This window comes from Paenibacillus sp. ISL-20 (assembly GCF_018613005.1).
Classification (GTDB): Bacteria; Bacillota; Bacilli; order Paenibacillales; family Paenibacillaceae; genus Paenibacillus_AQ.
Window position 1 is genome coordinate 84,830 of the sequence record NZ_JAGGRD010000064.1, and the last position, 24,826, is coordinate 109,655.

The 24,826-nt window shown below is 50.9% G+C and carries 24 protein-coding genes; 17 read left to right on the forward strand and 7 right to left on the reverse strand.

The window, feature by feature from the left end; translation table 11 throughout:
• The first annotated feature begins 99 nt into the window (after window positions 1–99).
• Both J7E85_RS29560 and J7E85_RS29565 read left to right on the forward strand, forming a co-directional pair.
• Window positions 100–2,418: a helix-turn-helix domain-containing protein gene (locus tag J7E85_RS29560; RefSeq protein WP_215163522.1), complete on the forward strand. Its 2,319-nt coding sequence runs from the start codon at window positions 100–102 to the stop codon at window positions 2,416–2,418.
• A 252-nt stretch (window positions 2,419–2,670) separates the two neighbouring features.
• Entirely contained in the window at window positions 2,671–3,069 is a 399-nt protein-coding gene (locus J7E85_RS29565) for a hypothetical protein (RefSeq protein ID WP_215163524.1), read from the forward strand.
• A 102-nt stretch (window positions 3,070–3,171) separates the two neighbouring features.
• Here the strand turns inward: J7E85_RS29565 and nfsA are convergent, their stop codons facing one another.
• Window positions 3,172–3,912 carry an oxygen-insensitive NADPH nitroreductase gene (gene nfsA / locus J7E85_RS29570; RefSeq protein WP_215163525.1) on the reverse strand — a complete coding sequence of 247 codons (741 nt, stop codon included), beginning with the start codon at window positions 3,910–3,912 and terminating at the stop codon, window positions 3,172–3,174.
• 187 nt (window positions 3,913–4,099) lie between these two features.
• Window positions 4,100–4,303 carry a cation transporter gene (locus J7E85_RS29575; RefSeq protein WP_215163526.1) on the reverse strand — a complete coding sequence of 68 codons (204 nt, stop codon included), beginning with the start codon at window positions 4,301–4,303 and terminating at the stop codon, window positions 4,100–4,102.
• A 299-nt stretch (window positions 4,304–4,602) separates the two neighbouring features.
• Between J7E85_RS29575 and J7E85_RS29580 the strand changes: the two genes are divergently transcribed.
• The 9 genes from J7E85_RS29580 to J7E85_RS29615 all read left to right on the forward strand — a co-directional run bounded on the left by J7E85_RS29580 (window position 4,603) and on the right by J7E85_RS29615 (window position 12,414).
• A complete protein-coding gene (locus tag J7E85_RS29580; protein ID WP_215163527.1) occupies window positions 4,603–5,220 on the forward strand; it encodes a DUF5317 domain-containing protein in 618 nt (205 codons plus the stop codon).
• A gap of 265 nt (window positions 5,221–5,485) precedes the next feature.
• Complete coding sequence (locus J7E85_RS29585) at window positions 5,486–7,342, forward strand: bifunctional diguanylate cyclase/phosphohydrolase (protein WP_215163529.1); 1,857 nt, start codon at window positions 5,486–5,488, stop codon at window positions 7,340–7,342.
• 98 nt (window positions 7,343–7,440) lie between these two features.
• Window positions 7,441–7,671, forward strand: a complete 231-nt coding sequence (locus tag J7E85_RS29590; protein ID WP_215163531.1) for a hypothetical protein — start codon at window positions 7,441–7,443, stop codon at window positions 7,669–7,671.
• 142 nt (window positions 7,672–7,813) lie between these two features.
• Window positions 7,814–8,950, forward strand: coding sequence for an ArnT family glycosyltransferase (locus J7E85_RS29595; RefSeq protein ID WP_353049581.1), 1,137 nt, complete (start codon window positions 7,814–7,816; stop codon window positions 8,948–8,950).
• Between the two features lie 175 nt (window positions 8,951–9,125).
• Window positions 9,126–9,377 (forward strand): hypothetical protein, encoded by a 252-nt coding sequence (locus tag J7E85_RS34360; RefSeq protein ID WP_251036137.1) that lies wholly within the window; start codon window positions 9,126–9,128, stop codon window positions 9,375–9,377.
• Window positions 9,378–9,380: 3 nt separating this feature from the next.
• Complete coding sequence (locus J7E85_RS34365; protein ID WP_251036138.1) at window positions 9,381–9,572, forward strand: hypothetical protein; 192 nt, start codon at window positions 9,381–9,383, stop codon at window positions 9,570–9,572.
• Between the two features lie 129 nt (window positions 9,573–9,701).
• Window positions 9,702–10,463 carry a stalk domain-containing protein gene (locus J7E85_RS29605; protein WP_215163534.1) on the forward strand — a complete coding sequence of 254 codons (762 nt, stop codon included), beginning with the start codon at window positions 9,702–9,704 and terminating at the stop codon, window positions 10,461–10,463.
• Window positions 10,464–10,663: 200 nt separating this feature from the next.
• Entirely contained in the window at window positions 10,664–11,164 is a 501-nt protein-coding gene (locus J7E85_RS29610; protein ID WP_215163535.1) for a sigma-70 family RNA polymerase sigma factor, read from the forward strand.
• Window positions 11,161–12,414: an anti sigma factor C-terminal domain-containing protein gene (locus J7E85_RS29615; protein ID WP_215163537.1), complete on the forward strand. Its 1,254-nt coding sequence runs from the start codon at window positions 11,161–11,163 to the stop codon at window positions 12,412–12,414. Before J7E85_RS29610 ends, J7E85_RS29615 begins: the two co-directional genes overlap by 4 nt.
• A 206-nt stretch (window positions 12,415–12,620) precedes the next feature.
• Here the strand turns inward: J7E85_RS29615 and J7E85_RS29620 are convergent, their stop codons facing one another.
• A complete protein-coding gene (locus tag J7E85_RS29620; protein WP_215163539.1) occupies window positions 12,621–12,815 on the reverse strand; it encodes a hypothetical protein in 195 nt (64 codons plus the stop codon).
• Between the two features lie 291 nt (window positions 12,816–13,106).
• Here J7E85_RS29620 and J7E85_RS29625 point away from each other — a divergent pair, with 291 nt between their 5' ends.
• The 4 genes from J7E85_RS29625 to J7E85_RS29640 all read left to right on the forward strand — a co-directional run bounded on the left by J7E85_RS29625 (window position 13,107) and on the right by J7E85_RS29640 (window position 18,584).
• Window positions 13,107–15,569: a UvrD-helicase domain-containing protein gene (locus tag J7E85_RS29625; protein WP_215163626.1), complete on the forward strand. Its 2,463-nt coding sequence runs from the start codon at window positions 13,107–13,109 to the stop codon at window positions 15,567–15,569.
• Between the two features lie 271 nt (window positions 15,570–15,840).
• Entirely contained in the window at window positions 15,841–16,248 is a 408-nt protein-coding gene (locus J7E85_RS29630) for a VOC family protein (protein WP_076322319.1), read from the forward strand.
• A 247-nt stretch (window positions 16,249–16,495) separates the two neighbouring features.
• Window positions 16,496–17,998, forward strand: coding sequence for an MDR family MFS transporter (locus J7E85_RS29635; RefSeq protein ID WP_076322320.1), 1,503 nt, complete (start codon window positions 16,496–16,498; stop codon window positions 17,996–17,998).
• Window positions 17,999–18,002: 4 nt separating this feature from the next.
• Window positions 18,003–18,584, forward strand: a complete 582-nt coding sequence (locus J7E85_RS29640) for a PadR family transcriptional regulator (RefSeq protein ID WP_215163541.1) — start codon at window positions 18,003–18,005, stop codon at window positions 18,582–18,584.
• Window positions 18,585–18,680: 96 nt separating this feature from the next.
• On the opposite strand, the gene J7E85_RS29645 is transcribed toward J7E85_RS29640, so the two are convergent.
• Window positions 18,681–19,511 (reverse strand): aldo/keto reductase, encoded by an 831-nt coding sequence (locus tag J7E85_RS29645; RefSeq protein WP_076322322.1) that lies wholly within the window; start codon window positions 19,509–19,511, stop codon window positions 18,681–18,683.
• Between the two features lie 207 nt (window positions 19,512–19,718).
• Between J7E85_RS29645 and J7E85_RS29650 the strand changes: the two genes are divergently transcribed.
• Complete coding sequence (locus J7E85_RS29650) at window positions 19,719–19,910, forward strand: hypothetical protein (RefSeq protein WP_215163543.1); 192 nt, start codon at window positions 19,719–19,721, stop codon at window positions 19,908–19,910.
• 103 nt (window positions 19,911–20,013) lie between these two features.
• On the opposite strand, the gene J7E85_RS29655 is transcribed toward J7E85_RS29650, so the two are convergent.
• Both J7E85_RS29655 and J7E85_RS29660 read right to left on the reverse strand, forming a co-directional pair.
• Window positions 20,014–20,385, reverse strand: coding sequence for a hypothetical protein (locus J7E85_RS29655; protein WP_215163545.1), 372 nt, complete (start codon window positions 20,383–20,385; stop codon window positions 20,014–20,016).
• Window positions 20,386–20,486: 101 nt separating this feature from the next.
• Entirely contained in the window at window positions 20,487–21,071 is a 585-nt protein-coding gene (locus J7E85_RS29660) for a nitroreductase family protein (RefSeq protein ID WP_098741697.1), read from the reverse strand.
• Window positions 21,072–21,374: 303 nt separating this feature from the next.
• Here J7E85_RS29660 and J7E85_RS29665 point away from each other — a divergent pair, with 303 nt between their 5' ends.
• Window positions 21,375–23,375, forward strand: coding sequence for a S9 family peptidase (locus J7E85_RS29665; RefSeq protein WP_215163548.1), 2,001 nt, complete (start codon window positions 21,375–21,377; stop codon window positions 23,373–23,375).
• A 262-nt stretch (window positions 23,376–23,637) separates the two neighbouring features.
• On the opposite strand, the gene J7E85_RS29670 is transcribed toward J7E85_RS29665, so the two are convergent.
• Window positions 23,638–24,810, reverse strand: a complete 1,173-nt coding sequence (locus J7E85_RS29670) for an N-acetylglucosamine-6-phosphate deacetylase (RefSeq protein WP_215163550.1) — start codon at window positions 24,808–24,810, stop codon at window positions 23,638–23,640.
• Between the last annotated feature and the right edge of the window lie 16 nt (window positions 24,811–24,826).

A 24,826-nucleotide genomic window follows, 5' to 3' on the forward strand; every position in this document is an offset into this window, starting at 1 on the left:
TTCAACTCATCCACTCATTCGCTATGATAGTATGTAATCATTTACCGGCTCGCTTCGATCAAGCCTTTGATTTGTCTATGCCAACAGGGGGTTAACGTAATGAGGCAACAGAATCCTGAATCCGTTTTCAAAGGTGTTATGTATTGGAGAAGCATCGCGCTTGCCGTGTTGTTAACATGCCTCCCCATCTCGGCCATTACGGCCGTTTACCTTTATGTGGGCAACCAGCATATGATTAACCAATATCAGCAGCGGAACGAAGAAGCCCTGGTTGACGCTGCGAGACAAGTAGACGAGCAATTTACCCAGTTGGTCCACTACGCCCTCAATATGGTGGTGAAGCCCCATTTCAAGCCTTCGTTGTCGGATATGGACTTTGTATCGAATGTCGAGGAGACAAACGAGCTGTTCAGTACGCTCAACCTGGTGGGGAATGCCGATCCCTTGGTGGATCAGGTCTATCTCTATATCAAAAAGCAAAATAAAATCATGGAGCCTGATCTCGGCCTGCGGACGCTGGATCAGGAACAGGATGCGATAAGCTTCAACAAGCTCATGGAAGGAGATTCGGACATGTTCTGGGTCCATGACCTGGAGCGGCCTTTTAACAAGGATAAATCTTCCCACGCGCTCGTCATGCGACTTCCCTTCAACGGTCATACGCCCTATGGCGCGATCGTCATCTATATTGATCCGTCGAAGCTGCACGTCATTCGCAATAGCGAGAATCTCTCGTTCCTGCTGGACGACCATGGTCACGTCATCGGGGAGTCGGGCATGAGCCGCAACATGCCGAAGGCGATGAGTGCGATTCAGGAACAGCTGAAGCTTCCGGAGAATGTCCGGAGTGCGAATCATTTGCGGTTGAAGGTTCCGGTCGACCAGGATGTGTTGCTGGTGAATACCGTTCAATTCGAAAAAATGCAACAAAATTGGACCTATGTTTCAGGCACGCCGCAATCCAAGATCATCGCTCCAACGAAGCCGTACACCCATATCATTCTGATTTGCTTTGCTTTTGCGCTTGCGGCATCACTGGCTGTGAGCTGGTTTGCCTCTAAGAGCATGTATCGTCCTATAAGCAAGATGCTGAATATGATTGGCGGTGATCAGGCCAAACCGAGCTCGCGATATAATGAGCTTGATTATATTGAACACGAGTGGAAGCAGTACCGGTTCTCGCATGATACGCTTCAAAGCCAATGGAAGCGATCCTTGCCCGCGATCAGGGAGGCTTATATCAATCAATTTTTGAGTGGACAAGCCGCCCACCTGACGGAGTCCGAATACGTGCTTAAGCTGCAAGAGATGGATCTTGACATTACCCATAAACAGTTCTCGGCCATCGTGCTTCAGCAGCATACTCACGGGGAGGATCGGACGCCTCTGACGGAAAACGATCAGCATCTTCTCACCTATGCCGCTCTGAACGTGATCCAGGAGCTGGCGGAGGACATAAGCGCATATATGCATCCCATCAATTTCTTCGATGGCTCCTTCGGCGTCATCTTGATCGTTCCGGCTTCCCATCAAGCCGATGAACAGTCGCGTTTGATGAGGGAGCTGTGCGATCAGATCATGCGGGCTTTGCGCGATACGCTCCGCATGTCGGCAACCATCGTCTTGGGAGGACCAAGCTCAACCTGGACCGATGTTCCCCATATTCTCGAACAGGCCAAGCGGGCGCTGCATTACCGGTCCTTTGATGCAGGTAGTCAGCTGCTGGAAGCAGAAACCGTGCTTTCCCAGAAAAACGACTGGATCGACTTTCCGCTGGAGTTGGAGCAGGATTTCATTCACACCTTGAATCTTGGGCTTCAGGGGGATGCGCTGCGTTCCCTGAGCCGCTTCGTAACGGCGCTTCAAGCCGGGGGTGGCTCGGAGTGGCATGTCCACCATGGCCTCATGCGGTTAATCACAAGCGTTCATCGGTCTATGCTGCAGGCTGGCTTAAATCCATATCAGGTGTACAATTTCTCCAATCTGCAGGAACAGCTGTCCCTGCTTCGCGACCCGAAGGCCTGCGTGACCTGGTTCCAGAAAGAAATCATCGAACCCTACCTCGATCAGTTAACAAAAAATTTCAACAGTTCCATGAAATCGCTGGTCGAAAACGTACTGGAGCAAATCGAGCAAAACGGGATGCAAGACCTGTCCCTGGATACCATGGCCATGGAAGCCGGTGTCAGCGTATCCCAGCTGAGCAAAGCGTTTAAGCAGATGACGGGCACGAATTATATAGACTATCTGACAACCGTGCGCATGAACCGCTGTAAAGAATTGCTGCTGACCACGGATCTTCGCATTCATGAGATTGCGGAAGCCGCAGGATATCAGCCTCCCTACTTCAATCGAATGTTCAAGAAGCTTGAAGGGATCACGCCCGGACAATACCGTCAGCAGGGCATTGGCAAATAGATCAGACTGGGTTCAGCATACGGAGAAGATGGATTTGCCGACACATGTCATCCTGATCAGCAATCTCCATATAAAAGGAGACCACTGAAAAAGGGCTGTCCCTTGGTCCGTATTTCATGACCTTTTGGGACAGCCCCGTTTCTGTGTTATGACCTACGTTCAAGCGTCGTACATGGCGGCACGCTTAGCGCCGGCCAGTCATCCAAGCATGCCCCGAACCACGCATCGTGCGTACAGGGAACCGTGCGCACGATGTACAAAATAGTTGCACATTTTAGCGGACTCAGCGGACCTTATTTTGATCAAAAGCACCATTTCTCGAATGGTGGCGGACATGAGGTCCGTTATTCACCGAATAAGGCTCTCATTTTTCGGATTATACGCTACTTAACGGAACGTGTGTCCGATAGATCCGGCAAAAACGAGCCCATAGCGAAAATAACGGATCTGCGGTCCGATACTGTTACTGCCGGGCCGCAACTCGTTCCGGCTTGCGGCTTGGAAGCTACGGCAAACTTACGGAGCACTGCGCGGCTGGAAGCTACGGCGCAAACTTATGGTGCACTGCTCGCCTTCCACGCACCAATCCCACGCCAGCCGGGCTTGGTTCCGAAGCCCGCTGGCGTGGGATTGGTTCCGAGACATGGCTAAGTTCCTTGAGCCGTGCCCTCCGGAGTATTCCCACGAGAGCAGCCGTACCCGCCTCTCTCTATTGATTTACGAGAGCGCCGTACCGGCTTTCTCTATTCATGTCTAACGCCCCATAAAGCCCTTCCCTTTCAGGAAGTCCTTCATGTGCAGCCTTACCGGCTCTGCCAGGCGTTTAGCCATAAGCGCCGACCATGGCGTGTTGTTTTTGCCATGGGTACGCTGGGACAAATATTCGGAAGAGGTTCGATCGTAGTTCTTCACTTCCTCTGTAGCCTCGCGATGATAGCTGTCGCGGTGCAAAACAGCCTCCACCGGAAGCCGAGGACGAAGCCCCGGCTCCTGATCCGGGTAGCCCATGCACATGCCAAATACCGGATAGACCAGCTCCGGCAGTTCCAAAGCCTCGGAGAACTCGGCAATGGCGTTACGGACACCTCCTATATACACGATGCCAAGACCAAGCGATTCCGCGGCGATCGCGGCATTCTGCGCAGCCAAAGCGGCATCCACCGTGGCCACGATGAAATTCTCGGTCGAATCTTCATACGTCTCTTGATCAACCACGTGCGCCTCTGTGCTTTTTTTCAAACGATACAGATCCGCGCACCACACCAGAAATACCGGGCATTCCACAATATACGCCTGATTTCCCGCTAAAGCGGCCAACCGCTGCTTCTTATCTGGATCGGTAACGGCAATCACACTGTATGCCTGGACGTTGCTTGAGGTTGATGCCATCTGACCTGCTGCCACGACTGCCCTAAGCTGCTCCTCGGACACGGGCTGATCCGAATATTTACGAATCGATCGATGGTTCATCAGAAGTGATAGGGTATCATTCATCGGGGTATCCACTCCTTAGGCTCTGAAAGAATTGTTTCATCTATTATGAAACTTAGGCTTGAGCAGTGCAAGTTCACGCGTGAGGTGATGGCAGCGCAAAAAAACCGGCTTGCTGTCGATCGCTTCAGCAGCCGGCTCCTATTTTAGCCAAAGCTCGCGGCTTTGGATTGTTCTAGGGAATCTTTCGTTAGGACACAATATCGTAGCCTTGCTCTTCAATCGCTTCTTTCAATGCTTCAAGGCTGACCTTGGTTTCGTCGTATTCGACGGCCACTGTATTGGATGCAAGATCGACTTTACCAAAAGCTCCCGCATTCTTCAGCGCGCCTTCCACCGAGTTCACGCAATGGTTGCAGGACATGCCTTCCACTGTCAATGTCACTTGTTTCATGCTGTCGTCCTCCTATCATATAATATTGTACCATTTAACTTTACTATACCCCCCATAGGTATGTAAAGTTCGATAATTTGCTCTTTTCTGCAACAGAAACACGAAAAAAGTAGGAAGATTTATCCTTTTAATCTGCTATAATATACATAAATCATTACATTCATACAGGAAGGGACAAGCTTTTTATCCGGCCTTCTAATTTTCTTCATAAAATTTTATTTTTGTTGAAGGAATTACCAACTCGCTGTCGAACTATCTTAATTACAGAGATAATGAACTATGAAAGTAGGAATTCTATCATGGTATTTGACGGCATTATACTCGGGTTAATTGTCGGACTGATACGTGGCGGACTCCGTCATGGACTGCAGCAATTCAGTAAGATTCGTCTGAAGGGCGGCCTAATCTTCCCCATACTCCTGATTGTGCAGCTGCTGATATTCCGCTTTCAAGTGAACTCTGATTGGTTGGCAGCCGCAAGCGGCTACGTCTTTATGTTCATCTACGTTGCCGGCATGATCTTTCTCTGGATAAACCGGGATCAGAAAGGTTTTGGCAGCATCTTGGCAGGTGTCTTTCTGAATTTCCTTGTCATGGCAGTGAACGGTGGCAGAATGCCTGTTTCCATGAGCGCAGCATCCGTGCTGGATCCCATTTATGTGGACATGCTAATGGATGCCACAGCTACTACCAAGCACTATCTTATGGACGCCTCTACCCGCCTGTCTCTTCTTGGTGACATCATTCCGTTATCTCCACCCTATCCAAGAACGCAGGTAATCAGTATCGGAGATATTATCATGAACATCGGTATATTCTTCTACATCGTCCATCTAATGACTTCCGGGAAGAATACCCCTGTTCAAACCTTAATGCGCAAATCCGATACGACTGAACATGCTGAACCGCAGAATTAATCATACATCATACCACCTGGAAAGGAGGGAGAACTATGACAAAAACTAATAAAATTAAGTATTCCCGTATCGTATTGAATGCGATCATCGTTGCTTCCGTTGTTGTCGCTCTGACTTCCGGATACAGATTGGGATAACATAAGCACCTAAAAAAACAGGCTGGAATGCTCAGCCTGTTTTTTTACATCTTTTTCGTTGTTTTGAGACGCAATATATCTTAAAATGTGGAGAATACACCATGCTTTTTAATTGAGGAGAAACCGTTATGTCCATATTCAAGCGTCCTAAGATTTCCAGGGAACTTCCGGGACAGCTGTATTTTGTGTTCGTTTCACTTATGGGCTGTATAACCTTTCTACTAGTACATCAAGGAGAATTTATACACTACTCTCCTTCACAGTGGGTATGGGTTTATGCAATGTTAGGCGCCGCCCTAATATTAAATTATTTCACCTTCCAGCTTCCGCCTGAGGGTAATTTGCAATCTATGGATTCCTCTGTTTATTTAGCTTGCATATTTATATATGGCGCCCCCTTTGCTCTTTCGGTAATCCTATTCAATACTCTGGCAACAGCAATATATGACAGGAAGATCCCTTTTTGGAAGCATTTTGTTAACTTCTCCATATACACACTCATGATCGTTGGTTCCTCGCTTGTTTTTAAGGCAGCAGGAGGACAATCGGGCCCCATCATCAATGATCATTTTGGGGCTTATCTTGGCGCCCTGCTCGTCTATTTCATTATTAACGTTTTTCTGCTTGGATTTTATTATTACTTATTATATCGGGGATCTTTATACGACATTCTGAAGTCCTTCATTAAAGACACCCTGCTCGTTTATTTGAGTACGCTTATACTGTCGCTGGTCCTCTCCGTTCTTATCGTGCATAACGGCGTATTCGGCCTCACCCTATTCATAGGCCTGAGTGTGATGCTCTCGTATTCCTTTAAACAGCTGTTCACGATGTATAACGAAGTACAGGAAAAAGCAATTAAAGATCAACGGACGGGCCTCTATAATCACAGTTATTTCGAAAGTTTGCTGGAAGACGAAATCAAGAAGGCCAAAGTGAATGAAACGCCATTGTCGCTGGCCATGATCGATATTGATGATTTCAAAAAATACAACGATCAATTCGGACACCTGAAAGGCGACATGCTGCTCGGATTTCTCGGCAATTACCTCAAGGTAGAATCCGAAATGGCCGAGGTGGTAGCCTCCCGTTTCGGCGGCGAGGAATTCACGATTCTCATGCCGGGTTACGATGACAATAAAGCACGCTCCTTCATTAACAGGCTCCGCAAAAAACTGAATGATACCTATTTTGACGGCGTCGAGATTTTTCCCTCCGGGTGTCTCTCCTTCTCTGCTGGTGTTGCGTCCTATCGGATTGACATCCATGATAAGTCACAGCTTGTCGAGCTTGCCGATCAGGCACTGTACTATGCCAAGAAGCAGGGTAAGAATAATGTGCATGTATACGGAAGCGGCGCCGAAAAAGAATCCGAGATCGACTTCGCGGAAGACGTCCGCGATATCGAGCAGCAGCTGAAGCTGTTCTTGTATAAAGATGTGGATACGTTCAAACACTCCAAACGGGTGTTCCGCTATGCCATGGACATCAGCGAAGTGCTCGAGCTTGATAGTGTGGAGCGACGCAATTTCGTACTCGGCGCACTCATTCACGATATCGGCAAGCTTGAGATTCCTTGGGGGATCTTGAACAAACGGGACAAGCTCACGGCCGGCGAATGGGAAACAGTCAAACGGCATGTCAGCTGGGGGAAACGCATTGCGGAAACGAACGAGAAGTTCAAGGAACTGGTCCCTTACATCGAATTGCACCATGAAAGATATGATGGCGGTGGATATCCGCACGGCTTCAAGGGCAGCCAAATCCCCAAGCTGTGCCGGATGCTGACCATTATCGATTCCTTTGACGCGATGACAACGGAACGGCCTTACCAGAAAACGAAAACCTTCGAGGAGGGAATTGAAGAATTGCTCCGCTGCTCGGGCACGCAATTCGATTCGGAGCTTGTTGAACTGTTTATCCGTTATTTAAGACTTAAGGCAGAAGCGCAGCAGCAGCCTGCAGCCAGTTCGGAGACGTCTTAAAGAAACCTATCCCCTCCCCTTTATCACCTCTTCATGTTTGATACTTCCCCAAATAAGGTATAAAGGTAGTATCACAACGATAAATGAGGTGAGAAACGGTGGCTGACAAGAAAAAGGATCTTCCGCTTCACAACGGTCCCGGCAACATGGATCACCCTGAACAATACCCGACGGAACAAGAAAGCCTGTTCGATATGCACGAGAGTGAGCAGCATGTGGACCCGATTCCAATGGAAGACGCCAGGCTGGAGCGCCAGGAAGAGAAGCAGCGGGACGGGACGTCAAAGGATCGTTCATCCAGTAACGATAAGTATCACAGCGGCTTTTAATAGTGGGACTGACCTTGTCGCTGCAGCGTAACTTGAACTTATGGGCTCCGTTTTGGCGGAGTCTTTTTATTTCACTGCTTATTCTTTAATATATAAGAGTATGAATTCTGATTTGAACCCTAGAGATTATCTACAGAGTGGAGTGGACCCTTTGTTTTCCATATGGACGTTAAACCGTGTGCAGCGAAGGATGCTGCTGGTACTGATTGCAGCCGTTCTGGTTATGTCATGTCTGCTGGTTCTTACCGGTCTTCATGAACGTTCCCCGAGCATAAGCAGCGTGATCGAAGAACGATATATCCAAAGTGCGGCCATGATCAGCCACCCCGGTGGAGACCTGGAAGAACATGCCTCCAGCGTTATGCCCGGTGTGCCGCTTATGATTGCCGGACTTACCGCCTTGTTCGGAAGCATGGATGCTGCCCTGATTGCCTACCAGCTGCTCCAATGTCTCTTCCATGCATTTTCCGTCTACTTGGTTTTTGTGCTGTCCCGCTACATGTTTAATACGCGAATCGCCTTTCTGTCATGCATGATCTACGCGCTATTCTGGCCGGCTTACGGCGCCGTCCGGCTGATTCTGCCGGATACGACCATGCAGACCTTAATGCTTCTTCTGGTCTGCGCCGTCATCGGAGCGCTTGAATTGAAGCAGGCCGGCTGGTACGCGGCTGCCGGCGCGCTTACGGCGCTTATGGCTTGCTACAACCTTCAGGCGCTGCTGTACCCGGTATTGTTCATTGCCTTTTGGATCAAGTACCGCAGTCCGGTCAAAATTGTAACCGGCGGACTCATTCTTATTAGTGCGGGTTATTTGCTCATCTTGTCCCCATGGTGGCTGAACATCCCGCTTTTCAATCGTTTGATGTATATGTCCGGTCCGTGGAACCTTGCCTCGCTGTGGCTCGAATCGAGATACATCGAAGGCAACCCTTTGGTTCATCTCTTCCGGAGCATATTTGCCGGCCGCACCTCCAAATATGCGGATGCGATCGGAAATGAGGAAGCCAGAAAGGTCGTGCAATCCGCATTGGATGCCGTCCGTCTCATCATGCTGTTTGCCGGGGCTGCCGGCGTCATCTGGTCGGTTTGGAAATACCACCTGAAACGGCAGCTCCCCGTGCTGCTGACCCTGCTGTATTTTATTGCCGCTGAATGGTTGGTTCCCAGCCTGGACGGTACCGGATTTCCTTATTCGGTCTTCCTGCTCCTCTACGCTGCCTTTCTCGCGGACAAAGCGATTATCTATGCGCATAAGACCCGACTGCTTCGTAAGTAAGCTTCAACGTGAAGCCTGTTATTCCATCATCATGCAACTTCTGCGCCTGAAAGCACTTATATCTTGTGCCTTCAGGCGTTTTTTTTTCGCATTTCTCTAGAACCTTTCAGGCTGACGAAACGTCTATATTAGTATCTAAGCAATTATATATATTCATGCCAGGAGGAATGACAGCATGAAAATAAACCGTAAATATATCACTATTCTCAGCATCGCTGTGGCAAGCGTCCTGACGGTAAGCATTATACTCTTCTTTACGGATGCTTCGGATCGCTCAGGCCAGAATCATGGCATGAACGACAATATGAACGGACAGGCGCTGATTCAAGTCGGTTCCACCTACATCACGCATACCAATTTAACCACCTATAAGAATAACCTCGCGCATAGCACCGCGCCCCTTCCTGATGACTCGGCGCTTCTTTAAGAAATGGCAACAAAGGAATTGATGCTTCAATTGGCCGATGAACAAGGCGTTGCGGCGAGTCTTGAAGATGGAATTCAAAGGGCCAAGGTGCTTCGGAAGACACTCCAGACCCAGCCGCAGCAGGTGCAGGAACAGCACTTGCGCATTCTGGATACGATGGGCATCAGCGAAGATCAGTACTGGGAAGGCAACTGAAGGATGAACTGCTACACACCGCGCTAAATGAACAGCGAATTATCGTGTTGGATCCGGATATTCAATTGAGGTAACGCTGCATTGGTATATAATGGTGTAAAAGTCCATATACCGCCATGGGAGGATATTATGAAAAAACGTTTCTCTTCTATTCCTGCTTTTGCACTCGGCGCGATCGTCGGCGTGGCACTGACAGCCGGTACGGTTGTTGGCGCTGCCGTTTATCTGAAGGCCGTACCGTCCCATTCCAAGATCCTGGTCAACGGTTCGGAGGCCAAGCTGTCCGAGTCCCCCGTTGTCATTCAGAACAAGCTCTATGTCCCTGTCCGGGACTTCTCGGAAGCGCTTGGATATCAGGTCGGCTCTGTTGGTGCCGATCAGATCGGGATTATTCCCAAATCCTCAAATGGAGAGGCAATCCCGGTTGGCCCGACTACGCCTTCCGAGTCCGAAGGAGCACCTGCTCAAGAACGCCCTTTGGTGAAAAACCTTGGCAAGCTGATCGAAGTGAACGGCGAATTGAATATGCAAAAGATTTATATTGTTATCGCTGCCGGTGAAGCGAAGTTGTATTCCCAAGACGAAGCAACCGGCAACGGCCTGCTGCACTATTTGATTCTAAACGGCGATTCCTCCCTCTACGACCCGTTTGTACATATGGACGGAAAAGCTGGTGAGCTTGATTACAACCTGCCAAATTTCGATGGTCAGACACCGCTTCATCTGGCTGTCATCCACAAGAATGACTTTTTCATCGACAAGCTGCTGAACCAGCACAAAGTGGATGCCTCCATCCAAGACGCGTCCGGAAAAAAAGCACTGGACTATGCCGAAAAAGACAGCAAGCAATACAAAACGCTGATGACCTACATAGACAAGAATAGCAAGTGATTTCCGATGCTGCACAACGCGTGAGTCCCACCGTTTACGGTAACCCCCATTTCTACTGCACTTCATATTCTATCGGAAGCCCGCTCACCTGGCGGGCTTTTGCTTTTGCGGTTTACGGGGTTAAAGCCCCTTTTCATTTTTTCACAGCCTAACTGTAACTTTATGCCCTGGTTAAACGTGTGTTACTTAGAGGGGAGGACATGAAACTGAACAGTCTGGAATCGATTTATCAATATTACGTGAAAGACGTTTATCGTTACTTGTACTCCCTCTCTTACGATCACCATACGGCCGAAGACCTGGTACAGGAAACCTTTTACCGGGCATATCTGTATCTCGAGGATTGGAAGGAAGAACGAATCAAGCCATGGCTATTTCGGGTTGCCCATAACGCTTATGTGGATTATCAGCGGAAGGCCAGCCGCAGCATCGTGAGGGACGCTGTTTTTTTCGATCAGATGATCGACCGCAATACCCCGGAGAACATCCTGCTTCAGCAAGAAGCCCAAAGGGAAATCGGGCAAATGTTAACCGATATTCCGGAGAAGCAGCGGCAAGCGGTGCTTCTGGTGGATTTTCATCAATTCTCATACCAGGAGGCGGCGGATATTATGGGCATCACCTTATCCCATATCAAAATCACGTTATTTCGGGCCAGGCAGCGGCTGCGGGAAATGAAACGAAAGGACGGAACGTTATGAGCGAAGAATTCAAGCAGCGACTGAAAGATTACGCAGATGGCAATTTGAGTGACGAGGAAAAAATCGAAGTCGAGCGGGAAATGGAAAAGCTGGAAGAATACCAGGCTTACCTGGATGAAATGATGGATAACACAAACTCTAATTCTAATAGCGCTATGCACAAGCGCGCTGACGATCAGACCGGCCTCTCGCCCAAGAAAGAAAAGCGAATCGTGCGCAGGGGCAAATGGAGAGCCCGGATCTCCAATACGCTGACGGTGATATCGGCGTTTCTGGCTATAACGATCATTAGCTCCATCATTACGGCGTTGTTTTACGGTGTCGGTGATCCGAACCGAAACGATAAATATCGGGATGCCATTGCTTCCGCCATATCGATCTCCAAACCTAACGTAGATGTTCCACTCAACAGTCAGGGCAAAACCTTCTTCAGTCAGGAAATGTACGGGGATATGCTCAAACAAGTGGGGAGCGAACGGGTTACCGTCGGTAAATACACCGTAAACTTCCTGTTTGGGCTGCCGTCGGTCGAAATGGATTGGAAAGAAGGCAGCTCGGGTACATCACAGATTTTCTATCGTCCAAAAGATAAATCGGAGACTTCTTCTGCAAGCCAAGAGGAAAATAACAAGGAAGAGCTAAAGGAAGCCAAGGCGGGTTCCTCTTCCACCAAGAGCGGGGAATGGTCCAGGCTTGAAAAACTGCCGGAGGGCACTGTGGCCGAGGCTTATGTATCGTTTAACCGCTTCTTCTCGACTGACGAGCTGCTCAAGCAGTTCGAGAACCGGAATATGGAGGCCGTCTGGTTTGCAGTGGATACCGGGCCTGATATGAGATTCGGCAGCGAAGACGAAGTGATCATCCATCCCGTCGGCTTTCCAGCTTCTCCCGTCTGGCATCATGACGATTTGACCGTGACCTCCTATAAGGAAGAAAAAAGAGGTTGGTTCGGCAAAGTCGTGTCCAGTGGCGGACATTATCCTTCAGTAGAAACCTATGGGGACGGGGAGCTGCGGAACGAGCAATTCAAGAAATCGTTGCGGCTTCTGCAGGAGTACGAGCTTATTGCGAGTCGGGTGGCTCCGTTCGTAGACATAGACGCTTCCTTAGCTTATGTGGAGCAAAACGGCATTCATCTCTATGGTGCTGTCATAACCGGGCCCGTAAAGGAGCTGCTGACCCTGCGCGAGGTATCCTGGGTACGCGACCTGCGGGTCGGGGAAGTGCGATTGTGGAATTGGACCGAGTGATGGTCTTTTGGCGAATGCCATATGTTTCTAGAGGCGTGCTGACATTGAATAATGGTTGCCAGCCATCCAAGCCTACCCAGGATTTACACGCCGTGCACCACAGGGAGCAGTACGCGCCATGTACAATATCACATAGAGGCAACAGATATCCCGGACTTCCCTCATTTCGAGCCCGGGATTTTTGTTATCCATATAAATGATTCAGGTCATGAATGATCCGCGCTGCTAGCACTTGCCTCATGTGACCATTGCTCCATTTGCTGCTTTCTCTCCCGCTCCTCCCGTATTAGACGATCCCTCTCCATCGCTTCAGCAATATAGTCGCGCGGCTTCAGCTTCCCGTTGATGTTCAGCAAGATCCCAATCATTATGAGCTGCAGAATAGCAATAACAACCAGCATAAGATTCCTCCTTGAACATGTCTCTTCTCTTCTTCGCTCTTCTAACAAATATTCCTAAAGAATATAACACTTTCCTCAGAGGGAAAGTTGGTTCGTATCCGCGGATCTGGCAGGCTAAACGAGTCGGAGCAAATCAGCTCAATTCTGGCGTGCGCCTCTGAAATTCACATTATGAATTCATAAGTTTTCGCATCCCATGGTTCTTATCCATATCCTGCGCTTTGCCAGACCTCCGAGAATCCGGTAAACTGGTAGGACGATAATCGAAATACGAAATGATTGGTGAATTTCATGACATCCATACCCTTCTATAAACGCCCATACGGCGGAGAGCGTCAGGATATTCCGTTTGCCAAGCTGGCTTCCTTCGAGAACAGCCAGGACCTGATCAGCGATGACGCGCCGGATGCGGCTTTTTTTCGCGGCTTGGAATCACAGGGGCTGCTGCTGAATCGCGCCCAAATCCAAGCCGTACGACATACGCAAGGACCGCTGCTTACGCTTGCAGGCGCCGGCTCCGGGAAGACCTCCGTGCTGGTCAGCCGGACAGGCTACCTCATTGCGGCCAAGAAGATCGATCCGTCTTCCATCCTGCTTGTCACCTTCTCATCCAAGGCGGCAGCCGAGATGAAGGAACGCATCATGGCGCTTCCCGGCTTACGGGCTAGCGAAACCGCCAAAGTAACGGCAAGAACCTTCCACTCCTTCTTCTTATACTTGCTGCGTACCCGCGGCTACAGGCAGGAAATCCTAAGCAACTCCAGGCATCAGCAATTTATTATGAAGCGCATTTTGCGGGAAATGGGCTTGCAGGATAGCTACGAAGCTGAGACGCTGCTATCGCTCTGGTCTGCCCATCGAATGAGTATGACCGGACTTGACGAGCTGCCTGTCAAAACACCTGCAGAAGTCGAGCAAAGGCAAATTTTTGCCCGTTATGAAGCGTGGAAGGAAGACCATGGCCAGATGGATTTTGATGATATTCTGGTCATGTCCCACCGTCTACTGTCTCAGGATCCCGGTTTGCTGGCCTCCCTACAAAGGCGGTACCGTTATGTGATGGTCGACGAGTTTCAAGATACCGGGCTGCTGCCCTATGAGCTGCTGAAGAAGATGGTCGCCCCGCATCGCAACCTGATGGTTGTTGGTGACGATGACCAGACCATATATGGCTTCAACGGCGCGCGCAACGAATTCATTCTGGAATTCGACCAGACGTTTCCCGGGGCCAAGGTGGTGACGCTGGATATCAACTATCGATCCCTCTCCTCGATCGTCGGGCTGGGGAACGAAATTATCCGCGTCAATGAACGGCGCCGCCCCAAGCAGCTGCGTTCGACCCGCAAGAGCAGCAGCGTGCCGCTGTATCTTCGTCCAGGCGATCCAGACCAAGAAGCGGAGCAACTGCTGACCCATATTACCGAGCAGGTCCGGGAGCACGGAAAGCAGTACCGCGATCATGCGATTCTGTACCGGACCGCGAACAACAGCCGGGCTATCTTTGAACAGCTCGTGATGCGGGAGATTCCGTTCATTCATTACGAGAATGGAGATCTGTTCTACGAGCAGTGGATTGTCAAACCGCTCATGGACCATCTGCGGCTGTCGCTGGACCGGCGCAATTTCACGGCCATGGAGGGCATGCTCCATACGCTGTACATGAACCGGGATAAAGGCATGGCTTTCATCCGGCAGCAGGATGCTCCGCGTCCCAAGAAAGGGCCTCTATCGCATCTTCTATCCTTTCCCGGCCTGAAGGATTTTCAGATCGAGAATATTAGAGATCGCACAAAGCTCATTAAGGGACTAAAGGCGATGGAGCCCCTTCAGGCGGTACAGGAAATGAGGCGGCAATTCTATGACAAGTTTCTGGAGGCAGACGAGCGCCAGGAAATCACCCTCCATAAGGAATTCATACAGGAAGGTCTGGATGAGTTGGAGGCTTCAGCGAAACGCTTTGGCGATATCGCTGAGTTCGTCGAATTTGTCGATCGGCTGATCATCATTCATAAGGAAATGGCGGCCATGAAACGGGACGAACATGCCGATGCTGTCCGCTTAATGACGATCCATAAATCCAAAGGGCTGGAGTTTCCCTCGGTATGCCTGATCGGGGCAAGCGAGGGCATTCTGCCGCATACGTCCGCTTTGGACGCCGAGCGCAGGGACGATCAGCGTCCGCTATCGGACAAAGAAGATAAGGCGCTGGATGCGCTGGAAGAAGAGCGCAGATTGGCTTATGTCGCTATCACGAGGGCACGGGATGAATTGATTGTCAGTTCGCCTGGCTTTTATCGGGGGCGAAAAGCGGAGGTTTCCCGCTTCTTCCGCGATGTGTTCGTTACGGACGAGCAGAGCAAGCAAGGCAACAGCATACCAAGCAAGGGCGGCGGGTCAACGGCGCGATCGACGTTTACGGCAAAGCGTACGGTCCGCATAGAGACCTCAACCTCAGCCAAGCGCTCATCCTTGCCTTCACCCGCTGGGCGGGCAACGGTAAGCACTGCCAGCCAGAGGAGCCAACGCATCGGTTCAGGATCAGGCTCCGCTCCCAGGTTACAGCATCAGACTGCACCCGCTGCAACGGAGATCGTCGACGTGTGGCTGTGCACCAGCGCCAATTGCAAAGGCTGGCAGCGAGTCAACGCGAGAATCGCCGCTGGCGCACGGGATCGGGAGAGCAAGGCCTGTCCTTTATGCCAGTCGCCCATGAAACAGGGGCGTAAAGAAGTTCCGGTGCATCAGAGGCGCTAGGGACGCCTAATTTCTGGAGTCACCGAAAACAATTACATCGATCATTTTGCAATCATTAATCCATGTGTTTGTAGGCTGCTATCCAATATACAAATAAGGACCGCCCCTTATCGTTCTTCACCGAACGTAACAGGTAGGTCCTTTTTCTCTCCATTGTTTTATTCCTCCGATTTTTCAAATATATATGGAAGCGTATACAGAATAAGCTACAATAGATTTATGAACTCGCCTGATCCTTAAGCGTTGATACATACCAAGGAGGAATGCTGTCATGATTAAAGGAATCGCCCATCTGGCGTTCGATGTCGCCGATATGGAGAAGTCTCTGCATTTTTACTGTGATATTCTTGGTTTCACCCGTGCTTTTGATATTCCTAACGATCAAGGTGAACCCTGGATCGAGTACATTAAGGTGCGTGACGGACAGTTTATCGAATTGTTTTACGGTGGACAACAGAAACCGGAGCAAGTAGAACGGCCCGTCGGATTCTCCCATCTCTGCCTCGAGGTGGAACATATCGAGCGCATCGCGGAACATCTCCGCAATCAGGGCGTGAAACTCGACGTCCCGCCGGTCCAAGGAAAAGACTTCAACTGGCAGTGCTGGGCCAGGGACCCGGACGGCAATCGGATCGAATTTATGCAGTTGGATCCCAAATCGCCGCAGATGAACTGTTAAGTATTAACTGGAAGCAGCTAACAGCGCGTCTTGACGCGAAGGTATCCCGGCAGCCGATTCCCTATTATTGCAAGGTCATCCCGTAAGCTTTGGGTTGGCCTTGTTTTTTCTTGTCCCGAATGTAGAGACAGGCAGTGCCATTAAACATCTTGCCAACATCTGTTAATCCGGCTACAATATAACCACCGAATTATTCAAATTTGAATAATATGTACATAGTTGAATATGGAAAAGGAGTATTCTTAACATGAATGCACAACAAAGCAACATCAAATTGGTCGTGGCCGGTCTGCTGCTCGGCATCTTCATGGCCGCCATCGATAACACGATTGTAGCCACGGCTTTATCGACGATTATCCGCGATCTTCAGGGCTTCGACCAAGTTGTCTGGGTAACCTCGATCTACATGGTTGCCGTAATGGCCGGCACGCCGATCTTCGGCAAGCTGTCCGATATGTACGGGCGGAAACGGTTCTTTATATTCGGGCTGGTTGTCTTCCTGATCGGTTCCGCCCTCTGCGGGATGGCCAACAACATGACAGAGCTTATTATTTACCGGGCGATTCAAGGAATCGGCGGCGGTGCTCTAATGCCGATTGCGTTTACCATCGTGTTTGACCTGTTCCCGCCGGAGAAGCGCGGTAAAATGACGGGTTTGCTCGGTGCCGTATTCGGTACCTCCAGCATTATGGGACCGCTGCTGGGTGCTTTTATTACCGATAGCGTCGGCTGGGAATGGATATTCTATGTCAACGTTCCAATCGGGATCGTATCCTTTATTTTCATCATGACTTCCTATAAGGAGACCCGTTCCCATGCCAAGCAAAAGATTGACTGGACGGGAGCCGCAACGCTTGTAGGTGCAATCATCTGCCTAATGTTCGGTCTGGAACTGGGCGGGCAAACCTATGCATGGGACTCACCGCAAATTTTGGGCTTGTTCGGGGGATTCATTGCTCTGTTTATTGCGTTTCTGTTCGCAGAGACCCGGGCAGCCGAACCCATTATTTCATTCCAAATGTTTCGTAAACGCCTGTTTGCTTCGAGCAACATCGTTGCCTTGTTCTATGGAGCAACCTTTATCGTGGCAACCATCTACATCCCGATCTTTGTTAGCGGAGTGTACGGTGGATCAGCAACCAATTCGGGCCTCATTCTGATGCCGATGATGCTCGGGAGCGTATTCGGCAGCCAAGGCGGCGGTATGCTGACGACCCGGACTTCGTTTAGAAACATCATGATTCTGTCCGTCTTGTGCTTTATCACAGGCATTTTCTGCCTGAGCACGATAAGCCCAGATACGCCGCGCTACCTGTTGACAATCTTCATGGTCCTGACCGGCTTTGGAGTCGGTTTCTCGTTCTCCACGCTCAGCATGGCCTCCATCCATAACTTTGATGCCAGACAGCGTGGCGCGGCAACATCGACGAACTCCTTCCTTCGCTCCTTTGGCATGACGGTGGGGATTACGATCTTCGGGATCATCCAGCGCAACGGCCTGAACAGCCGACTTGCTGAAGCCGGAGGAAACGCGCCAGCCGGTGCCGAGTTAAATGCGGATGCCGTTCTTTCACCTGAAGTGATGGGGCAGCTTCCGCCGAACGTGCGTGAACAGATTACGACTTCCTTGGCGGATTCCATTGCTAATACGTTCTTGTGGGCGCTTGTGCCGGCGGTACTGGCTCTCGTGTTTGTGCTCATGATGGGCAACGAGCGGGTGACCGTGCCTGCCAAGGCTAAGGGAGCCTAATGTCATGTCGATGAAGCTGGCCATCCTGGGCTTGCTGCTGGAAGGAGACCATCATCCGTACGAGATCCGGATCAAGATGAAGGATCGCGGCATGGATCAGTATACGAAACTTCAGATGGGCTCTCTCTATTACGCGGTAGACCGGCTTGCCGAGAACGGATATATCGAAGCAGTGGAAACCATACAGAGCGATAGCCGCCCGGACAAAACCATCTACCGGATCACGGATGCCGGACGCAAGCTTTTTGAGCAGCTGCTGCTCAAAAAATTCAGGGACATCGAGCCCGTGCATCACCCGCTCTATATTGCGCTGCCGTTCTCGCGACTCGCGGACCCGGCCGTTCTGGCCCCGATCCTGCAGTCCCGTATCCGGGAAGCAGAGCATCGGGTGAACCATGCATATCAATTATACGTGGAACACCAACATATCGTCCCCCGCAGCGCCCAGCATCTGATGATCGGGATGTATGAACATGCCAAGACCGACCTGAACTGGCTGAAAAGATTGCACGAAGACCTGGTACAGGGAAAGCTCGGTACGATTGGTGAACCTTTGTTTCCTGCGGATGGGCTCGAAGAACGATAACTGCACGAGGCCCTCCATCCTGATAAATAACGTAAAAAAGAGCGGGCACTTCCCTCATTCCGGGTTGTGCTCGCTCTTTTTATATGGAAGCGAAATTTAGAACAGGACTTCATCCGGATTGGAGCCAAAACGTTTGTTTTGGTTCAAGCCGTCAATGGCTGCCATATCCTCCGCCGAAAGCTCGAAATCGAAGATGCCCGCATTTTCGCGAATGCGATGCTCTTTAATCGATTTCGGAATGACGATGACACCGTTCTGAATATCCCAGCGCAGAATGACTTGCGCCGTGGTTTTTCCGTATTTCTCCGCGATCTGCGCGAGCACTGGTTGATCAAGATTGCCCTGCATCAACGGACTCCACGCCTCCAGGACGATATTATTCTCGCGTGCATACCCTAGCAGCTCCTTCTGAGAGAGCAGCGGATGCAATTCGACTTGGTCGACAACCGGTACGACACCCGTTTCCTCGATGATATGCTGCAGGTGGCGGATCTGGAAGTTACTGACCCCGATGGAACGCACGAGTCCTTCTTTTTGCAGATGAATCAATGCTTTCCACGTATCGAGGTATTTATCTTTTCCCGGCCAGTGCACGAGATACAAATCAACGATATCCAGCCCGAGCTTCTTGCGGCTCGTCTCAAAAGCTTGCAGCGTCTTCTCATACCCCTGGTCATCATTCCACACCTTGGTGGTGATGAACAGCTCGTCCCGCGAAACTCCGGATTCGCGAATGGCTTGCCCTACGCCCTCTTCATTGCCGTAGATGGCAGCTGTATCGATGCTGCGGTACCCTGCAGCGATTGCTGATTTTACGGACTGAATAACCTCTTCGCCTTCTTTGGTCTTCCATACGCCAAGGCCCAGCCACGGCATTTTTACGCCGTCATTCAAAGTAGGTCCATCGGTAAAAGTTTGATTGGCCATTCTGAAATCCCTCCTGTTGATGTAATGCAGCGGTTGTATAGTCGCTTTCTCCAGTATATCAAAATCCCAGTATCCCGCTCAACGTTACACCACTTGCCAGGTGCATTCATTTTTTAACTACATTTAACCGGGGTTTAAACTTCGTCCGTTACAATGGAATATATCTTATACGCTATTAGCAGCTAAAACAGGAGGATTCACGAACCCATGGAAACCGCTACGCTCATCGTTGCGATCTCTGCACTCGCGCTCATGCTCATTCTATTCATCGGAAATATAATCAACAACGGACTCTCCGCCGTCTTCAACTTGAACATCCATGCCAAAAAGTACGCCGTGGTGCTGTTAATCATTTACGCGGTGTCGATCAGCGGCTTTGTCCTTCTCACCCATTGGTGATCTGTCTCAAATAGAAAAAGGGCCGTCCCTGTCAGAGGTATGTCGCCTCCGGGTTCAGCCCTTCATTCCTATCACGCCATATACAAAAGCATGCGCAGCGAGTCTAGTACCTGCGTCTAAAAATACCGAAGCTCAGCAGTCCGCATGACACCAAGAACAAATAAGGCCCTGCCGCCGCCCCTCTTATTGTCTGGCCGAAGAAATCTACAGTCTTGGATGACACGTACATCATGGTCAAAAATATAGCGACCAGCGCAAAAACGTAGGCAATCAGCTTATTCATCTTCTTCTCGCGAACCACTTTCAAAAATGGATAGATGAAACATACGATGAAAAATACGCCGCCCTGCAAGAAACCATTCTCTGCAGCCACGCCGATATCCAGCCATTTAAAAAAGAAAGAGGCTATCGCTAAACAGGTGGCTATAAAAATAAACTTACTCCCCAGATCCCACTGCTTAAACCGAAATTTCATCCATGTACACTCCCCTAGTGTCAATCGCCCGGATGCCATAACACCCTTTAGACAAACTCAGGGTTCATTATACCGGATTTTTGCGGCTGAGGGTAGATCAACTACAGGTCTGCAGCACTATTCAGCCATACCGTTTTGTTCGCTGCCGGTTGACGTTTCCCCTGCTTAGGTTCCATATCCGGATAGCCGATGTACAGGAAACCCAGCATTTTGTCTTCAGGCTTCAATCCAAACGCTTGATTCATCAGCGTATGGAAACACGGCTCGCCCGTTCTCCACACCGCGCCCAGACCAAGCTCATGAATTTGCAGAAGCATATTTTGAATGGCGGCAAATACCGCTCCGTACTCTTCAAGTTCAATCACCTTGGGATCCGTGGACGGTTCAACCGCCACACCGATAACAACCGGAGCCCGGTATGCCTTCGTACGTCCTGACTCGCGTGCTGCAATTACAGCCTCTTCACTTGTATCATCACCGCCTGCCGCCTGAATGTCACCAAGTGCGTTGCCGAGCACGTCACGGCCCTCCCCTTGCATGACAAAGAATTTCCACGGCTCCGTGAGCTTATGGTTCGGCGCCCAGGTTCCTGCTTCTACGATCTGTTCAATCCATTCCTGCGGTACGGCGTCAGGCTTGACCTTGCCAAGGCTGCGGCGCGTGCGGATAGCTTCACTTACGTTCATATCTGATTTCCTCCTGAACTATATATAGTTGGTTTTATTTTACATACTCCTAATTGAGAGCCTGTCTCAATTATAACAAAAAGCACACCGTATCGCTTCTAAATTGACCAGTTGAAAATTAATGAGCTGTTTTCAGTTCTAGAGCTTCATTTTACAACCTAGAATTATTGTAATTCTCCCTCTGTTTTACTAGCATTTGGTACGAAACGTTCACATTTCCCCTCTCATTTTTCATCTAGATTTCCATGCCATTATCTGGGATAATGATGTTTAACTCACACAAGAAGATTAGGGGGATGATTCATGACTGATAAGCGACTCATAACGCCAGAGGATTTGTACCGGATGCACTGGGTGAATGACCCTGTCGTATCTCCAGCTAGTGGAGCCATAGCCTATGTACATAAATCCGTCAGCGAAAAGTACGACGGTTACCGTTCCCATATCCGCCTGCTTCCTGCAGAAGGAGACCAGGATGTTCCTTTCACGTCCGGCGAGGCGGATGCAGCACCCGCTTGGTCCCCTGACGGGTCGGAGCTGGCTTTCTTGCGCAAAAAGGGCGATAAGCCGCAGGTATGGATCATGCCTGCCAACGGTGGGGAAGCAAGGCCGGTTACCGACATGAAGCACGGTGTCAGCGCTTTTAAATGGTCTCCGGACAGCGCACGCCTGCTTGTTAGAAGCGAGGCGGAAGCAGCCGAATCTACGGAAAGCGAAGAATCAGACCAAGACGACAAAAACAAGCTCCCTGAGGAAAAGATCATTAATCGCATTAAATATAAAGCCGATGGCGCAGGATTGTGGAATGAACGTCGACATCATCTATACCTCGTAAATCCGGCAACGGAAGAATGCAAGCAAATTACAGAAGGAGATTTTGATGTATATGCCTTCGCCTGGTCGCCGGACGGCACCCGCATCGCATACAGCAACAGCCTTGCCACGGAACAATTCCCGGATCCGGATTTTCGTTTGACGGGCGATGTGTTTGTCATGGACCTCGATAGCGGATCCCTAACCGAATTGACGGATGGAACCCTCTCGATCGGCTCCATTGCATTCACCCCGGACGGGCATTATATGCTCATGCTTGCCAGCGACCTCAGCTGCGGTTTTGCCACCCTGACCAAAATCCACCTGGTTCCGCTATCGGGCGGAAAATCCCGCGTGCTCTTCACGGACATGGATATTCAGCTGGGGCACGCCGCGGTCAGCGACATGAGAGCCGGAGCCGGAACGCCTCCGCTGTTCAGTAAGGACGGCCAATCCGTATACATCCAGCTCAGCCAGGATGGCAGTGTTCATATTGGACGTTTTGCTCTGGACGGTTCATCCTATGAGCTGGTCGTATCGGGTGAACGCGAGGTGTACCAATTCGCTCTGACACCGGAGGAGAACGTGGTGTTCGCCGCTGCCGACCCGCTGCAGCCTGGCGATCTGTTCAGCTTCTCTATCGCTAAGAACGAGGAGAAACGTCTGACAAACTGCAACGAGGAGCTGTGGAACGAGCTTACGTTAAGCACGCCGGAGTCCTTTACGTTCCGGACGTCGGACGGCTGGCCGATTCAAGGGTGGATCATGAAGCCTGCCGGCTTCACGGAAGGCACCAAGGTCCCAGCCGTGCTTGAGATTCACGGCGGTCCGCAAGCCATGTACGGACATACGTTCATGCATGAGTTCCAGCTGCTTGCTGCAGCCGGCTATGCGGTATTCTACACCAACCCTCGGGGTGGCCACGGGTATGGTCAGGTACACGTTAATACCGTTAGAGGAGATTACGGCGGACGGGATTACCAGGATTTGATGGAAGCTGTAGATTATGTGCTGGATACCTACACCTATGTCGACGCTTCCCGCCTTGGCGTAACCGGCGGCAGCTACGGCGGCTTCATGACCAACTGGATCGTCGGTCATACCGACCGGTTCCAGGCTGCGGTAACCCAGCGCTCGATATCGAACTGGATCTCCTTCTACGGCGTCAGCGATATCGGCTACACCTTTACGCAGGATCAGATCTGGGGCAATCCGTGGGACGATCTGGAGAAGCTGTGGAAGCATTCCCCGCTCGCTTACGTGAAGGACGTCCATACGCCGCTTCTCATCCTTCACGGAGAACAGGATCTCCGCTGCCCGATCGAACAGGGAGAACAGCTGTTTATCGCTTTGAAGCGACTCGGCCGGGAAACCCAGTTGATTCGCTTCCCAGGCGCGGATCACAACTTGTCCCGAAGCGGCCACCCGCATCTGCGGGTCAAACGCTTGAGTCATATCGTCCGTTGGTTTGTGGAGCATATCGAAAAATAAAAACAAAAGAAAAACCATCCCTGTGCGAGCTAACGCAATGATCGCTCGCATAAGGATGGTTTTTTGTATTGGTTCCGCCAGACGATGGCCAAAGAGAGTTGTAGTCTGCTGGAGGGCAGCAGATTTGCTGCCCAAAGTCCCATAAAAGGACTTTCTGGATCGGTGAGCGTGACTTTTTGCACTTCTCCAAGTCCCCTGCAAGAATCAGGACGTGTTGTTCGCGGACGCTGTTCATTTTCCCGCAGCCTCCTACACCCTCATATCAAATAGGACCGTAAATAGGACCGTATACCGTCTCGCCCGCCACAACAGTCTCCCGGACAAACATACCCGATCCGTCCGCATTGCAGTCAAACAGCGTCAGGTTCGCCGGGTTCCCGATCGCAAGCCCGCCCAACTGCGGCATAGCCAGTACCACAGCCGGGCGGATGGTGACCGCGCTTACCGCTTCCGCCAGCGTCATATCCGTATAGCGGATCGCATTCGCAATGCCAACGTCCAGCGAAGAAGCGGATCCGGCCAGTATCGCCGGATTCTCTACCGTATGCAGGCGCCCGTCTGCGGTCAGCTCGACCTCGCCTCCGATGAGGCTGCTGTACCGTCCGGGAGCCATGCCGCCAAACATGACGGCATCGCTGACAAGCAGCGATTTGTCCCGTTTCGCCCGCAGCATCGCTTTTAGCACAGGGGGCGCCAGATGGTGGCCGTCCGGTATAAAGGTTGCCCATAACCGGTCGTCCGCCAACTGATGCCAGATATAGTTGGGGTGGCGCGGCAGAACGGGCTGTGAACCGTTCCCCAGATGAGTCGATACCGTCGCCCCCGCCTGCACCGCCCGATCGATCTGCTCCCCTGTAGCCATCGTATGCCCGATCGCCACAACCACGCCCGCCTTGACTAACTTCTCTATAAAAGGAACCGAGCCTTCGCGCTCCGGCGCGAGCGTCACCATCCGGATAAGCCCGCCAGCCGCATCCTGGAGCCGCTGAAACTCATCCCACTCCGGATTCCGGATATACGCCCTCGGATGCGCCCCTCGACTGCCGTCTTCACCGGATAGATATGGGCCTTCCATATGAATGCCGGCAATAGAGGCACTTCCGAACTCCCCGGACTGGACATACCGGGACAACCCGCTAAATGCTTGACGCATCCGGTCATAACTGCCCGTGATGACCGTCGGTAAGTATGCGGCAACCCCTCGCCGATGCAGCGCACGCGTCACGCCTTCAATATCGCTCGGCGACGTCACGGTTCCATTCAAATCGTATCCGCCGAAGCCGTTAACCTGCACATCGATCCAGCCGCTGCTGATCCAGGGTAACGCCGCCGTCTTATCGTCCTGTCCCAACCGTCGGATAGCCGTGATCCGTCCGTCATACGCTTCTACCTCTACCGGCTCATCGGTATGCGGGAGCTTTCCGCGCCACAACATAGGTGTGTCCCCCTTA